This window comes from Amycolatopsis panacis, from assembly GCF_003600245.1.
Lineage (GTDB): Bacteria > Actinomycetota > Actinomycetes > Mycobacteriales > Pseudonocardiaceae > Amycolatopsis > Amycolatopsis sulphurea.
This window is the reverse complement of the sequence record NZ_QZFV01000116.1, coordinates 19,548-33,142: the sequence shown is the minus strand read 5'-3', so window position 1 is coordinate 33,142 and position 13,595 is coordinate 19,548. Positions and strand designations below refer to the sequence as shown.

At 70.5% G+C, this 13,595-nt stretch carries 14 protein-coding genes; 7 read left to right on the top strand and 7 right to left on the bottom strand.

Annotated features, from left to right (window positions below):
• The 3 genes from D5S19_RS25145 to D5S19_RS25135 form a co-directional block, all read left to right on the top strand.
• The coding region (locus D5S19_RS25145) for an RDD family protein (protein WP_233574146.1) at positions 1-523 on the top strand (523 nt) is incomplete at its 5' end.
• A gap of 50 nt (positions 524-573) precedes the next feature.
• Positions 574-2,058: an AlkA N-terminal domain-containing protein gene (locus D5S19_RS25140; RefSeq protein WP_120025866.1), complete on the top strand. Its 1,485-nt coding sequence runs from the start codon at positions 574-576 to the stop codon at positions 2,056-2,058.
• On the top strand, positions 2,055-2,579 hold the full coding sequence (locus D5S19_RS25135; protein WP_120025860.1) for a methylated-DNA--[protein]-cysteine S-methyltransferase: 525 nt from the start codon (positions 2,055-2,057) through the stop codon (positions 2,577-2,579). Before D5S19_RS25140 ends, D5S19_RS25135 begins: the two co-directional genes overlap by 4 nt.
• 76 nt (positions 2,580-2,655) lie before the next feature.
• Here the strand turns inward: D5S19_RS25135 and D5S19_RS25130 are convergent, their stop codons facing one another.
• Positions 2,656-3,288 carry a peptide deformylase gene (locus D5S19_RS25130; protein WP_120025859.1) on the bottom strand — a complete coding sequence of 211 codons (633 nt, stop codon included), beginning with the start codon at positions 3,286-3,288 and terminating at the stop codon, positions 2,656-2,658.
• Positions 3,289-3,367: 79 nt separating this feature from the next.
• Here D5S19_RS25130 and D5S19_RS25125 point away from each other — a divergent pair, with 79 nt between their 5' ends.
• Entirely contained in the window at positions 3,368-4,564 is a 1,197-nt protein-coding gene (locus tag D5S19_RS25125; protein WP_120025858.1) for a cysteine desulfurase-like protein, read from the top strand.
• Between the two features lie 31 nt (positions 4,565-4,595).
• Here the strand turns inward: D5S19_RS25125 and D5S19_RS25120 are convergent, their stop codons facing one another.
• The gene (locus tag D5S19_RS25120; RefSeq protein ID WP_233574145.1) at positions 4,596-5,111 is read right to left on the bottom strand and encodes an LmrA/YxaF family transcription factor; all 516 of its coding nucleotides are present in this window, start codon (positions 5,109-5,111) and stop codon (positions 4,596-4,598) included.
• Positions 5,044-5,661 (bottom strand): GNAT family N-acetyltransferase, encoded by a 618-nt coding sequence (locus D5S19_RS33305; protein ID WP_158605636.1) that lies wholly within the window; start codon positions 5,659-5,661, stop codon positions 5,044-5,046. Before D5S19_RS33305 ends, D5S19_RS25120 begins: the two co-directional genes overlap by 68 nt.
• A gap of 350 nt (positions 5,662-6,011) precedes the next feature.
• On the opposite strand from D5S19_RS33305, the gene D5S19_RS25110 reads away from it, so the two are divergent.
• Both D5S19_RS25110 and D5S19_RS25105 read left to right on the top strand, forming a co-directional pair.
• On the top strand, positions 6,012-6,431 hold the full coding sequence (locus D5S19_RS25110; RefSeq protein ID WP_098513661.1) for a hypothetical protein: 420 nt from the start codon (positions 6,012-6,014) through the stop codon (positions 6,429-6,431).
• 127 nt (positions 6,432-6,558) lie between these two features.
• Positions 6,559-7,182, top strand: coding sequence for an Rv1733c family protein (locus tag D5S19_RS25105; protein WP_233574144.1), 624 nt, complete (start codon positions 6,559-6,561; stop codon positions 7,180-7,182).
• On the opposite strand, the gene D5S19_RS25100 is transcribed toward D5S19_RS25105, so the two are convergent.
• The 3 genes from D5S19_RS25100 to D5S19_RS25090 all read right to left on the bottom strand — a co-directional run bounded on the left by D5S19_RS25100 (position 7,179) and on the right by D5S19_RS25090 (position 10,023).
• Complete coding sequence (locus tag D5S19_RS25100) at positions 7,179-7,790, bottom strand: DUF998 domain-containing protein (RefSeq protein ID WP_120025855.1); 612 nt, start codon at positions 7,788-7,790, stop codon at positions 7,179-7,181. The genes D5S19_RS25105 and D5S19_RS25100 overlap by 4 nt on opposite strands.
• Positions 7,791-8,231: 441 nt before the next feature.
• Entirely contained in the window at positions 8,232-9,431 is a 1,200-nt protein-coding gene (locus D5S19_RS25095) for an FAD-dependent monooxygenase (RefSeq protein WP_120025854.1), read from the bottom strand.
• Positions 9,432-9,540: 109 nt separating this feature from the next.
• Complete coding sequence (locus D5S19_RS25090; protein ID WP_120025853.1) at positions 9,541-10,023, bottom strand: MarR family winged helix-turn-helix transcriptional regulator; 483 nt, start codon at positions 10,021-10,023, stop codon at positions 9,541-9,543.
• A gap of 337 nt (positions 10,024-10,360) precedes the next feature.
• On the opposite strand from D5S19_RS25090, the gene D5S19_RS25085 reads away from it, so the two are divergent.
• Complete coding sequence (locus D5S19_RS25085; protein ID WP_233574143.1) at positions 10,361-11,821, top strand: alpha/beta hydrolase; 1,461 nt, start codon at positions 10,361-10,363, stop codon at positions 11,819-11,821.
• A 1,340-nt stretch (positions 11,822-13,161) separates the two neighbouring features.
• On the opposite strand, the gene D5S19_RS25080 is transcribed toward D5S19_RS25085, so the two are convergent.
• Positions 13,162-13,569, bottom strand: a complete 408-nt coding sequence (locus tag D5S19_RS25080; RefSeq protein ID WP_120025851.1) for a hypothetical protein — start codon at positions 13,567-13,569, stop codon at positions 13,162-13,164.
• Between the last annotated feature and the right edge of the window lie 26 nt (positions 13,570-13,595).

The window sequence follows — 13,595 nt, the reverse complement described above, 5'->3', positions numbered from 1 at the left end:
GATCCGGCGCCCCGCCGGGGAACCACGGCCGGTGCGCACCGGCAGGCGGCTGCTCGGCATGCTGCTCGACCTCATCACGGTCACCCTGGTCGGCGTGGTGCTGAGCTTCATCGTGCTATCCGTCCGGTACGTCGCGACCGGGAGGCTCGTGACCGAAGGCGACCCGACGGTGGACGGCCTGCTCTACAGCTGCCTGCCCGCGGTGCTCCTGCTGCTCATCCTCCCGGCCGTGACCAACGGCGCCACCGTCGGGCAGCACGCGGTTCTGCTGGCCATGGCGGACGCTCGCGGGAAGCGGCCTTCGATCCTGCGTTGTCTTGTCCGCTTCGTCTTCGGGACCGGTGGCTACTTCGTGCTCAGCGGCTTCAACTCTGGCTGGGCGCTGCTCTGGCTCGGGGCCAACCTGGTGATCCTGCTCGTCACCCCCGGCCCACGCGGGCTGACCGCACGGCTCGCCGGGCTGACCGTGGTCGACGCCCGGAAGTCCGCTGAGGTCGAGGAGGTCCCGGTCCCGCAAGGGTGATGTCGTTTTTTCGCGAGGCTTCCGGCGGACGGGGCGGCACACTGGTCCTCGTGCACGAGGAGACCGAACGCTGCATCCGTGCGGTGCAAGCGAAAGACGACCGGTTCGACGGCTGGTTCTTCACCGCGGTGGTGACCACGCGGATCTATTGCCGGCCGAGTTGCCCGGTGGTCCCGCCGAAGGTGGCGAACATGCGCTTCTACCCGAGCGCCGCCGCCGCGCAGGCGGCCGGGTTCCGCGCCTGCAAGCGCTGCCGCCCGGACGCCTCTCCCGGCTCGCCGCAGTGGAACGAACGGGCCGACATGGTGGCCCGCGCGATGCGGCTGATCGCCGACGGGGTGGTCGACCGCGAAGGCGTCCAAGGCCTGGCGACGCGGCTGGGCTACAGCGTCCGCCAGGTGGAACGCCAGGTCAGCGCGGAGCTGGGAGCCGGTCCGCTCGCGCTGGCCCGCGCGCAGCGCGCGGAGACCGCACGGCTGCTGATCGAGACCACCGCGATGCCGATGGGCGACATCACGCACGCCGCCGGCTTTTCCAGCATCCGCACGTTCAACGAGACAGTGCGTGCGGTCTTCGGCCTCACGCCGAGCGAGCTACGGTCGCGGGCCCGCGGGGGCGGACGCGACAAGTCGCCGAGCGTCCTCGCGTTGCGGCTGCCGTTCCGCCGTCCACTGTGTCCGGACAACCTCTTCGGGCACCTCGCCGCGACGGCCGTGCCCGGCGTCGAGGAATGGCGGGACGGCGCGTACCGGCGCACCCTTCGCCTGCCGCACGGCCATGGCGTGGTGTCGCTCCGGCCCGAAGCCGACCACATCGCATGCCGGCTGAGCCTCACCGACCTGCGTGACCTGGCGGCCGCGATCAGCCGCTGCCGGTGGCTGCTGGACCTGGACGCCGACCCGGTGGCCGTAGACGAGCAGCTGAGCACGGACCCGATGCTCGCGCAGCTGGTGGCCGCGGCGCCGGGAAGGCGGGTGCCGCGCACGACCGATCCGGACGAGTTCGCGGTCCGCGCCGTTCTCGGGCAACAGGTCTCCACCGCGGCCGCCCGTACGCACGCGGCCCGGCTCGTCCTCGCGCACGGCACCCCGATCGAGGACCGCGAAGGCGAGCTGACGCACCTGTTCCCGGCCGCGGACGACCTCGCCGCGCTCGACCCGGAAACGCTGGCGATGCCGAAGTCCCGCCGCACCACCCTGCTCGGCCTGGTCGCCGCGCTCGTCTCGGGAGAGGTCGACCTCACCGTCGGCGGCGACTGGGACCGCGCCCGCGTCCAGCTTGCCGCGCTCCCGGGTTTCGGTCCGTGGACGGTGGAAAGCGTCGCGATGCGCGCGCTGGGCGACCCGGACGCGTTCGTCGGCACCGATCTCGGGGTGAAGATCGCCGCGGAAACCCTCGGCCTGCCCACTCAGCCGTCCGCGTTGCGCGAGCGCGCCGACGCGTGGCGGCCCTGGCGCGCGTACGCCGTCCAGCATCTGTGGGCCACCGGAGACCACCCGATCAACCGCATTCCCGCCGGAGAGGAAACGGCATGACGTACACCACCTTCGAAAGCCCGGTCGGCCTGCTCACCGCGGTCGGCAGAGACGGCGGGCTTGCCGGGCTGTACCTGGAAAACCACCGGCACCAGCCCGACCCGGCCACCTTCGGCGAGCCCGACGACCGGGCGTTCACCGAGGTCCGACGCCAGCTGTCGGAGTACTTCGCGGGCGAGCGCACAGAGTTCGAGCTGCCGCTGACGATGCGGGGCACCCCGTTCCAGCAGACCGTTTGGCAGGAACTCACCCGGATCCCCTACGGCGAGACGATCACCTACCGCGAACTGGCCGAGCAGATCGGCAGGCCGGGTGCGTTCCGCGCGGTCGGGCTGGCCAACGGGCGCAACCCGGTCAGCATCGTGGTGCCCTGTCACCGGGTGATCGGCAGCAACGGCGACCTCACCGGCTACGGCGGCGGGGTGGCGCGCAAACGTCGTTTGCTGGACCTGGAATCCGGGGCGCCTTCTGCCCCGCCCGGCCGGCCGAAGGGCTGTGAAGGGACCCTTCACGGACTTTGAGGCTGTGAAGGGTCCCTTCACAGCCCTTGTTGCGCCGCACGGAACCCGGTGTCGACCAGAACCATCCACAGTGGACTCAGGGTAGTTCGAAGCCCAGCTCCCGGGCGGCCTCGGCCGGGGTCGGCTGGGCCCAGCAGCGAGCAACCGCCTCGTGCGTGGACAGCGAACGCGACTCGGCGCGGTCGACGTAGAGAATGCCGTGCAGGTGATCGGTTTCGTGCTGCACGATGCGGGCGGGCCAGCCGGACAGCTGCTCGTCCAGTGCGGCACCGGTCTCGTCCTGCCCGGTCAGCCGGATCCGCAGCGGCCGGGCGACCACCGCCTGCCAACCGGCCACGCTGAGGCAGCCTTCGAAGAACGCCGCAAGCTCGTCCCCGAGCCGCTGGTACACCGGGTTCACCAGCACCCGGAACGGCAGCGGCGCGATCCCGCGGGTCTCCAGCGTTGCCGCGGGCACGCCCGGCCGCTCATGCGCGCCGTCCTCGACCACCGCGATCCGCACGCCGAGCCCGATCTGCGGCGCGGCCAGCCCCACCCCGGGTGCTTCACGCATGGTGACCTGCATGCCCTCGATCAGCTCGGCCAGCGCGCGCTCGGTCAGCTCGCCCTCGTACGGCCGGGCCGGCGCACGCAGCACCGGGTCACCGGCCTGCACGATCGGCCAGGGCAGCGGCCGGGCGAGCAGTTCGTCCACCTGATCGGCGAGCACGGGCGGCCCCTTTCCACGCGGTTTCCCGGATGATCGCACGGCTGGCCCTGCATCCGCCCGGTCGGGCAAGCTGTCGGCCGTGGCCTACGACGTGAATGCGATCCGCGAGCACTTCCCCGCCCTCACCGGCGGCGCCGCCCACTTCGACGGACCGGGCGGGTCCCAAGTACCCCGCCAGGTCGGCGAAGCCGTCGCCGCGACGCTCTGCGCGGCCATCGCCAACCGCGGCACGATCACCGCCGCCGAACGCCGTGCCGACGGCGTGGTGCGCGAAGCCCGGCAGGCGGGCGCCGACCTGCTCGGCGCGCGCCCCGATGGGGTGGTGTTCGGCCGCAGCATGACCCAGCTCACCTACGACTTCTCCCGCGCGCTGGCCAAGAACTGGCAGCCCGGCGACGAGATCATGGTCACCCGTCTCGACCACGACGCGAATCTCCGGCCGTGGCTGCAGGCCGCCGAAGCCCGGGGCGTGACCGTGCGCTGGGCGGATTTCGACCCGGTGACCGGGGAACTGCCGTTACCGGCGATCAGCGCGCTGCTCGGCGACCGAACCCGGCTGGTGGCCGTCACCGCGGCATCGAACCTGCTCGGCTCCCGTCCGGACATCCCGGCGATCACCGCTGCCGCCCGCGAGGCAGGCGCACTGAGCTACGTCGACGGCGTGCACCTCACCCCGCACAGCCCGGTCGACGTCGCCGCGCTCGGCGCGGACTTCTACGCGTGCTCGGCCTACAAATTCCTCGGCCCGCACCTCGGCCTGCTGGCCGCCGCGCCGGAGCTGCTGGAAACCCTGCGCCCGGACAAGCTGCTGCCCTCCACCGACGCCGTGCCGGAGCGGTTCGAGCTGGGCACGCTCCCGTACGAACTGCTCGCGGGCACCACCGCGGCCGTCGACTTCCTCGCCGGCCTGGTCCCCGGAACCGGCTCCCGCCGCGCACGACTGACACAGTCGCTGACCGAACTCGAAGCGTACGAAACGGCCATGCTGACCCGTCTGGACAAGGGCCTTGCCGAGCTGCCCCGCGTCGTCCGTTACGGATCCCCGACCCGCGCCCGCACGCCGACAGTGCTGTTCACCGTCACCGGAACCACGCCGACAGCGGTGTACGAGCACCTCGCCACCCGCGGTATCAACGCACCGGCGGCGACGTTCTACGCCATCGAATGCTCCCGCCACCTCGGCCTCGGCGACACCGGCGCGGTCCGGGCCGGCATCGCGCCGTACACCACGGCAGCGGAGGTGGACCGGCTGCTGGCGGCGGTCGCGGAGTTGTGAACACGGCCGAACTCCCTGCGTCCACAGTGGACTAAGGTCGCACCCGGCGCCGGAGCGGCGCGTCCAGCACCGGGGCAAGCTCCGCCACCACCGTGTCGAGCGGGGTGAGGTCGCGGTCGGCCCTGGCGAGCACCAGCGCGCCCTCCAGCGCGCTGATCATCAGCACTGCCAACGATTCCGCACGCGGGCGCGGTACGCCCAGTTCGTCCAGCGCTGTCACGAGGCGGCGGCGCCATTGGGCGAAAGCCTCGCTCGCGCGTTCGCGCAGCGCATCGCTTTCCGCGGCGACGTCGGCGACCGTGGCCACCAGAGGGCAGCCGCCCGAGTAGCCGAGTTCGATCAGCTCCGCCCGCCATTGACCGACCATCGCGGCGAACAGCGCGGACGGCGTCCGCTCCGGAAGGGACTCGAACGCGCGCGCCGCCCGGCGCGCGGCGTATCGCCCCGCCCAGCCGATCGCCTCGCCGAACAGCTGCTCCTTACCACCGGGGAAGTAGTGCTGAAGCGACCCGCGCGGCGCTTCGGCGTGCGTCACCACTTCGCGCATCCCGGTGCCCCGCAACCCCTGCGTACGCAGCAGCTGCGCAGCGCTGTAGACCATCCGATCCCGGGCCGGGCGCTCCGCCATCCGAGGTCTCCTTTCCGGCTCGTCCCACTACGTATTCGAATTCCTGCTCCGACCAGCCGTACTCCGGCAGCAACCGGAATCCGCACGCCCGCAGCAGCCCTTCGGCCGCCTCGTTGCCCGACTGCACTGTCGCGTGCACCGTCCAGCCACGCCACCGCGACGCGCCGGTGACCAGCCCGACGAGCGCGCGCCCGATGCCCTGGCGCTGCCACGGGTCCGCCACCAGCAGCCCGAGTTCCGCCCGCCGTTCGCCGTCCGGGACCACGTTCAGCAGACCCGCCGGAACCCCGTCCCGCTCCGCGACCAGCGCCATCCCGGCGAGCAGGAACCGCCCGTACCGCGCCAGCACCTCGTCCGGATCGGGCGCGCGGCCGATGGTGAACCGCCGCCGCACCGACTCGGGTGAGCACGCCCGCACCACTCCGGCCACGGTCTCCGCAGTGGCCGCACGCACCATGACAGTCGTCATAAAACGAGGGTCGCACGCCGGGCCCTCTATGACAAGTGTCATGAGCCGCGCCGGGCTTTGTTGATCACGCTCGCGACACGACGGCACCGCACTCTCCCCGGTGGATAGCGCCAAACCGGGGGTGCGACGGGACGAAAACGACCCGGCGCTCTCACGTCGTGTATCCGCGATACCCCACAAGCCTGATGGAGCGCGATTAATCCCCCCGTGAACACCAAGCGTGACCTGCGGGCCTCTTCGGGTGAAAACGGTTCTCACCTGGTTCCGCGCACCGGGGTTTTCCCGCATCTTTTCCGGTGGACGTCCGCGCGGGGGCGGCAAACACGAGAGGCAAGCAGAAGGGGACGGTCATGACCCAGTCGCTCGAGGTCCCGACCCAGGAGTTCTGCCTCGACTGGACGATGAACGGCGCCGAGGGCGGGCGCGTCCGGTTCACCCTGTCCGGTCAGGTGAGCCTGCTGGACGGCAAGCGGTTCTACAAGGTGGACGGGGTGCTCTACATCGCCGAGGGCGGCGTCTACTGCCGCGAGATCGGCAACCCGCGGCTGTACGTGCGGCGCAACGGGGTCGAGGAGTGCGGACGCCAGTGGGGCTGGGAACCGATCAGCTCCCGCAAGACCGCCAACCGGCTCTGCGCGATGGACGGATACTTCGTGCGCACCGGGTACTGGGCACCCGCGGACCGCAGCATTCAGCTCGGCATCGTCGCCGAGTACGGCTTCCGCCGCCGCATGCACAGCCGGACGGCCACCGTGCGCATGGTCGACTGACCGGACGCCCCGGTTAACCCACACGAGTGGTTGGCGTGCGGAGGAACACACCGAATCCGGTGGTAAACCGGGAAGAAGGTAGTGCGGATAACAGCGCCCGCGGGCCTGGCGGAGGACGATGGAGATCATGCGGAACAGGACTCGGGCAGGCAGACCACCAAACCCCTGTAGACGACTGCTGCGGCGCCTCGGCGCCGTCCGGAACCCGCTGCTGCGCCGCTCCGACCGGATCGAAGGCGCGCTCGCCGGGGTCGCGGTTCTGATCGCGCTGCTGGCGATCCCGCTGGCGGTCCTGCTGGGCAGCGCGGACATCCGATCCGAGACGGCCACCTCGGACGCCCAGGTGCGCACACGCCACCAGGCCACCGCGACCGTACTGACGACGGCGCCGGAGCAGCCGATGTCCATCGGCGACAGCGCGCCGATCGCCAGCACAGCACGGGTGAACGCGCTTTGGCACGTACCCGGCGGAGCACCCCGTACCGGCACGATCACCGTGCCCACCGGCGCCGCCACCGAAGGCGCGACCACCCCGATCTGGCTCGACGGCAACGGCAGGCAGACCACCGCCCCGCTCACCCACACCGACGCGGTCACCAACGGGATCCTGGTGGCCACCTTCACCTGGCTGTGCGCGGCCGGCGTGCTGGCGGGCGCGTTCTGGGCGGCACGCCGGGTACTCGACCGCCGTCGGGCGAGCCGCTGGGCAGAGGACTGGGCCCAGTTCGCCGGCCCGGAAGCAGTGCGTTAACGGTCCCTCAGCAGCGCCGAGCCCTTCACCAGCCAGGCGACACCGAAGGTGACCACGGCCAGCGATTCCAGCCACAGCGTCGGATGCCAGGTGGCCGCGGCGAAGAGCTGCCCGACGAGCACGATCAGCGCCAGGCAGGCCAGCAGCACGATGCCGCAGACCCGGTAGACGACGTTGCGCGCGATCTTGCGCCGGGTCGGCGTGGTGGCATCGGTCTTGGTGAACAGGAACAAGCAGAAGAACGCCAGGGTGAGAAAGAAGATCGTGGCACTCACGACGTGCACGATGCCGATCGCCTGCTCGGCCGGCGTGGCCGAAGCCGGACTCGTCGGGAACATCGCGACGCAGATCGCCGCAACCCCCGCGACGGTGCCCGCGATGTCGTCGATGAAGCCGTAACCACGGTACGAGATCAGGAAGACACCGATCGCGCACAGCACGCCGACGAAGACGTTGCGCAGGTCGCTGTAGTAGTAACTGCTCAGCGAACCGAGCGGGTCGCCGCCTTCGAGCAGGTGCTTGCCGGCGACCACCAGGATCGGCAACGCGATCCCGAGTACGCCGATGGCCCGCCGGAGGAACAGGTACGAACGCACAAGTTCGGTCACGGTGCCGCCTCCCGGAGCCGTGCATTCTTTTTACCGGCTCAACGGCGCGCGCGGTGACTGATTCACCGGCTCAGCCCAGTGGGTCGTCACGTTTTCGCGAGCAGCCCGACGGGTTCGCGCGGGCATCGGCGAACGTGCGCATTCCGACGCAGCGCCGTGAAGGTTCCCTTCACAGCCTCAGCGTCCAGGGTGTCGGCAAAGTTGGTCGGGGACCCGGCAGTGGGCGATGCGGAGGTGTGTGCGACCACCTCGTGGCGTGCGCCGGACCGGTTTCGGGTCTGTGAAGGGACCCTTCACAGCCTCAGAGTCCGTGAAGGGTCCCTTCACGGACCTCTACACCGACTTTGCCGGAACCCTGGACGCTGCGTCCGTGAAGGGAACCTTCACTACCGTCAGGGGGCGGCAGCTCGCCGGTGGCGCTCCCCGCGACGGCGAGCCCGCTCACACCCGAGCCTGCGGCCCGCCCTGGGGATACTCGCGGAACTTCACCGCGTTCGCCGCCCGGGTGCCGAGGTGGTCGAAGACGCGGCCGCCGATCGGCCCGGCCAGCATCCGGTAGGTGCGGTTGCGGGAGCGGACCTTCTCCGCGGTCGGCGGGACCAGGAAGCCGCCCGAGCCCGCGCCGTTGCGGTGCCCGACCCGGGCCGGTTTGCGCAGCCGCCGCTCGTAGCGGGCGAACGCAGTCCTGTGGTCCCCGCCCGCGGCGGCGAGTTCCCCGGCGAGCACCTGTGCTCCCATCATCGCCAGCCCGGTGCCGGAACCGCCCGGCCCGGCGCACCACGCGGCGTCGCCGAGCAGCACCACCCGGCCGCGGGACCACGCATCGAGGCCGATCTGGCCGATCCGGTCGAAATACAGGTCGTCCGCCCCGGCCAGGCCATCGAGAAACCGCGGGACCTCCCAGCCTGCTCCGGCGTAGACCTCGGTGACGATCTCCTTCTGCCGAGCCAGATCCGGCCTTCCGTAGCCCCGCGGATCACCGCGGAAGAAGAGGCCGACGTGCACGGTCGCCGGATCACGGTGGCTGGCGATCATGATGCCGCGGCCCGGCTCGTTGTGGATCAGGCCGCGGTGGTCGAGGCCGAGATGGTTCTTCGCGGTGAAGCCCGCGACGTGATAGCCGAGGTCGGTGCGGAAGCGCGCCTCCGGACCGAACGCCGCGGTGCGCACGCCGGAGTGCACCCCGTCCGCGCCGACCACCAGGTCGAACCGGCGCGGCGCACCGCGGCGGAAGGTCACCTCCACCCCGTCGGCGGTTTCGGTCAGCTTGGTGACCCGATCGCCGAAGACGTATTCGGTGTAGTCCTTGGTGCGGTCGTACAGCACGCGGGCGAGGTCGCCGCGCAGCAGTTCGAGTTCACCGCTGATGAACCGGCTCGGGATGGTCACCACCGGCTTGCCCGCCGGGTCGAGCAGCAGCTGGTCGCCCATCCCGGTCTCGTGCTCACGAAGCTCCTCCAGCATGCCCATGGCGCGCAGCAGGTTCATCTGCTCGCCGCGGAAGTCCACGGCCTGCCCACCCGGCCGCAGCGCGGGCGCGGCCTCCACCACGGTGACCGAATAGCCGTAGCGGTGCAGCCAGTAAGCGGCGGACGGGCCGGCGACGCTGGCGCCGGAAACGAGGACGGTCTTGCCTGCCATCGGTACTCCTCTGGGTTGTTCGAGTTCGATGCGCCCAGAGTGCGGCGGGCCGCTTACCGCGCCCGCACGAAGCACTGACGGTGCCGGTCAGCGGGAGGTCAGACGCGGGTCAGCGAGCGCAGGGCGGCTCGTGATCGTCCTCGATCAGCCGCGCGAGCATCCGGTCGAACGCGCCGGCCAGCACGACCAGCTCGTCGGCCCCGAGCTGGTCGAAGAAGTACCGCCGCACGGTCTCGCGGTGCGGTCGCCGGGCCGCTTCGACCGCCAGCCGGCCGGACAGGGTGAGCCGCACGTTCGCCCCGCGCGCGTCCTCCGCGCAGTGCTCCCGGATGACCAGCCCCCGTTTCTCCATCCGGCTGATGTGGTGCGAAAGCCTGCTCCGGTCCCATTCGACCGTCGCGGCGAGATCGCGCATCCGCAGTACCCCGTCCGTGGCCTCGGCCAGCGGGCCGAGCAAGGCGAAATCGGCCCCGGACAATCCGGCGTGCCGCTCCAGCTGACTGTCCAGCGCCCCGGCGAGCGCGCGCTGGACACGCTGATAGGAACGCCACACGTGGGCTTCCCCCGCACCGAGCCACGGTCCATCCGCCATCCGGGGAATTCTACGTTCCGGCGCCGCCGGGCAGGGCGAAATCGGGAGAATGAATCCGTTCCGTGCATTTCCCGGGCGAACGGAGCGTTTCGATCACCCATTCGCGTTGGTGTGCCCGGCAACCCGGACGGTGTTCGCGATAGGCCATTCGGGCAACCGTGGCCAGGTCGGCCCTCGTAGCAGGCGTTCCACCCCGACCCGAACGGCGCAATGAGTCCACAATGGACGGAAACCCCGGGCTGGGCGCGACGGCGGGACTCTGGCAGGATCCACGCCACGGAAATCACCGTTCTTTCCGATTGGCGGGCTGTACATGGGTTTGGGCAGGAAAATCGCCGTGCTGACGACGGCGCTCACGGCGCTGGCGGGCATGGCCGCCGCGGTACCGGCCGCGGCGAGCGGGATCGACTGGAAGCCCTGCCCGACCGCGACCGGAGTCGAGTGCGGGACGGTGACCGTGCCGCTCGACTGGGACCGCCCCGGCGACGGCACCATCCAGCTCGCGCTGGCCCGCCGCAAGGCGACCGACCCGGCACACCGGATCGGCTCGGTCCTGATGGACCCGGGCGGCCCCGGCGGTGCGGGCGCGGGCGAGGTACAGGACGGCTGGGGGCTCTCGCCGAAGGTCACCGCGCGGTTCGACACCGTCGGATTCGACCCGCGCGGGATCGGGCAGAGCACCTCGGTCCGCTGCGGGCTCACCGAGATCACCGCGGACAACCCCCAGCTGCCCAAGAACGCCGCGCAGTACCGGCAGCTGCTCGCCTACAACCGGGCGCTCGGCACCAGCTGCACCAGGGTCAGCGGGCCGTTGACCGAGCACGTGGACACCAAGAGCGTGGTCCGCGACATCGACGCCATCCGTGCCGCGCTGGGCGACCCGAAGCTGACCTACTACGGCGTTTCCTACGGGAGCCTGATGGGCCAGCAGTACGCGGAGGCCTACCCGGACCGGGTGCGGGCGCTCGTGCTGGACAGCAATATGGACCACTCCGTCGGGACCACCTGGGAGTTCCTGCACACCGAGACCAGCGCCGTGCAGGAGCTGTTCGACCAGTTCCGCCAATGGTGCGACCGGAACACCTCGTGCGCGCTGCACGGCAAGGACCTGTCCGCGCTGATGACGCAGCTCTACTCCCGGGCCGAGCAAGGCACCCTAGGTACCCCGGACGACCGGCTCGACCCGCTCGCACTGGCCGGCATGGTCTCCCGGAACTTCTACGGCCCGACCTGGGACAAGCTGGCCAAGGACCTGGTCTCGCTGCGAGACGGGAAGCCGCCCGCCGCCGGGTTCGGGACCGCGGAGGTCAGCGTGCCCAGCGTGTTCGGCAGTGTGTTCTGCTCGGACTGGCGGCTGCCGGTCACCAGCTTCCCGCAGTTGCAGTCCTACCGGCGGGCGTTGTCGGTGGTCTCGCCGGACGTGCGCCTGTCCCAGCTCGGCTGGACCTCCGTGACCGGCTGCGCGGGCTGGCCGGGCCCGGTGCGCAACCCGCAGCACCCGCTGTCGATTCGCCCCGGGGTGCCGATGCTGATGCTGAACAGCCGGTACGACCCGGTCACGCCCTACGCCTGGGCCGTCCGCGCCGCGCAGCAGGCGGGCGCGCCACTGGTCAGCTACGACGGCTGGGGGCATGCCGCCTACTTCAAGAACAGCAAGTGCGTCACCGACACCGCCGACACCTTCCTGCTGACCGGCGTCCGGCCCGAGCAGAGCCTGCATTGCGCCGCGGTCCCGCCGTCCGCCCAGTCCAGGGCGGATGCGGATCGTCCACGGCCGCCGCGAGTCGTCGGGTTCTGAGGGTCGGCTGATCCTGAGGGCAAGCCGGTCCTGAGAGCCGGCAGGTTCTCAGGACCGGCAGGGTTCTCAAGGCCGGCAAGGGTTCTCAAGGCCGTCGGATTCCGAGGGCCGGCAGGCACTGAGGGCTGACTGGCGCTGAGGGCCGCCGGGTTTCCAAAGGCCGTCGGGTTCCGGGGGCGCTGAGGTTCTTGAGCGCTCCGTATCCTCGGGACTCCGTGTCCTGAAGACGCCTGGGTGTCCTGAGGACTTTGGCGTCCTGGGGACGGCGTTCGGCGGGCGCAGAGGTTTCCGTAGGCACCGGAGCTCCTGTGGGCGCCGAGGCTTTTGTGCCCGCTGGTTTCCTCACGACACCGGTTTCGGTGGGCGACGGGTCCTGGTCCTGGGTCTTGGGTCCTGAGACATTGGTGTCCTGACAGCGCGGAGGTTTCTACGAGCGGGGCGCCGGTGTCCCGAAGGCACCGGGTTCTGAGAGCGCCGGGGATTCCGTGCGTACAGAGGCGCTGATGGCGCCGGGGGTTCCATCGACACCAGGGGTTCTGGGTACTCAGGTGCCCTGAGGGCGCCGGCATCCCGAATGCGCTGAGGTTCTGAGGGCGCCGGCATCCGGAGGGCACCGTGGCCCGGTCGGCATCTGGATCCTGTCCGCACCGGGATTCTGCGAGCATCCGGCCCAATCCGCACCCGGGATTCCGCGAGCATCCCGATTCTGTCGGCACATGAGCCAGGTCACCACCCGGGTCAGGGTTCCGGCAAAGTCGGTGTAGAGGTCCGTGAAGGGACCCTTCACGGACTCTGAGTCTGTGAAGGGTCCCTTCACAGACCCAAAACCGGTCCGGCGCACGCCACGAGGTGGTCGCACACACCTCCGCATCGCCCACTGCCGGGCCCCCGACCAACTTTGCCGACACCCTGCCACCCGGGTCCGTCGTTACCCGGATTCTGTCGGCACCTGGATTCTGCGGGCATCCGGATTCTGTTGGTACATGGGCACCGTCGGCACCCGGGTCATGTCGGTACCCGGGTTCTGTGCACACCCAGATTCTGTCGACACTTGGATTCTGCGAGCAGCACCTGTGCCCTGTCCGCACCCAGGTTCTCGCGGGCACCTGGCGCTTGGATTCTGCGGGCACCTGGCTTCTGTCGGCACCCAGGTACTGCGGGCACGGGGGTTCTGGGTTCCCGCGCCCGGCTCCCCTTGGCGGGAGCCGGGCGCCGCGGATCAGCCGTCCGGCAGTCGCCGCGAGATCCGTAGCGGGATGAGCAGCCGCCGCTGGATCCGTAGCAGGATCAGCAGCCGCCGCGGATCAGTAGCAGGGTCGGCAGCCGCCGCGGGAGCGGGGTCAGTAGTCGTCGCGGCCGGTGAACTGCTGTTCCAGCAGCTCGGCTGAACCGGCGACCAGTTCCAGGGGATCGACGAACTCGTTGAGGTCGAGGTTGACCAGCGGTAGTGCGTGCCGCAGCACCAGGTGCTCCCCCATCACCACCACGCCGCCCACCACCAGTGAGGCGCCGGCCTCGCGGAGCACATGGTAGAGGTTGACCTCGTCCACCCGGGCGAACGGGGTGGCGATCTGTACCCAGTCCTCGCGGTGATCGAACACCTCCCGCGCGATCACCATGACCTGCGCCCGGCCCTCGGTGTACGCGTCGGCACCGAACACGATGCGGATGCGGATTTCGTCCGGGTCGTCCCGGACCACCCGGTACTGCTGCCTGATGAATCCGACCAGATCGGCCCACTCTGCCACGCACATCCTCCTCGTCGGTTCTTTCG

Coding starts and splice junctions, on each gene's coding strand:
- D5S19_RS25135 (WP_120025860.1), top strand. CDS start 2,055: ATGACGTACACCACCTTCGAAAGCCCGGTCGGCCTGCTCACCGCGGTC.
- D5S19_RS25120 (WP_233574145.1), bottom strand. CDS start 5,111: ATGCGCGAAGTGGTGACGCACGCCGAAGCGCCGCGCGGGTCGCTTCAG.
- D5S19_RS33305 (WP_158605636.1), bottom strand. CDS start 5,661: ATGACGACTGTCATGGTGCGTGCGGCCACTGCGGAGACCGTGGCCGGA.
- D5S19_RS25110 (WP_098513661.1), top strand. CDS start 6,012: ATGACCCAGTCGCTCGAGGTCCCGACCCAGGAGTTCTGCCTCGACTGG.
- D5S19_RS25105 (WP_233574144.1), top strand. CDS start 6,559: ATGCGGAACAGGACTCGGGCAGGCAGACCACCAAACCCCTGTAGACGA.
- D5S19_RS25095 (WP_120025854.1), bottom strand. CDS start 9,431: ATGGCAGGCAAGACCGTCCTCGTTTCCGGCGCCAGCGTCGCCGGCCCG.
- D5S19_RS25090 (WP_120025853.1), bottom strand. CDS start 10,023: ATGGCGGATGGACCGTGGCTCGGTGCGGGGGAAGCCCACGTGTGGCGT.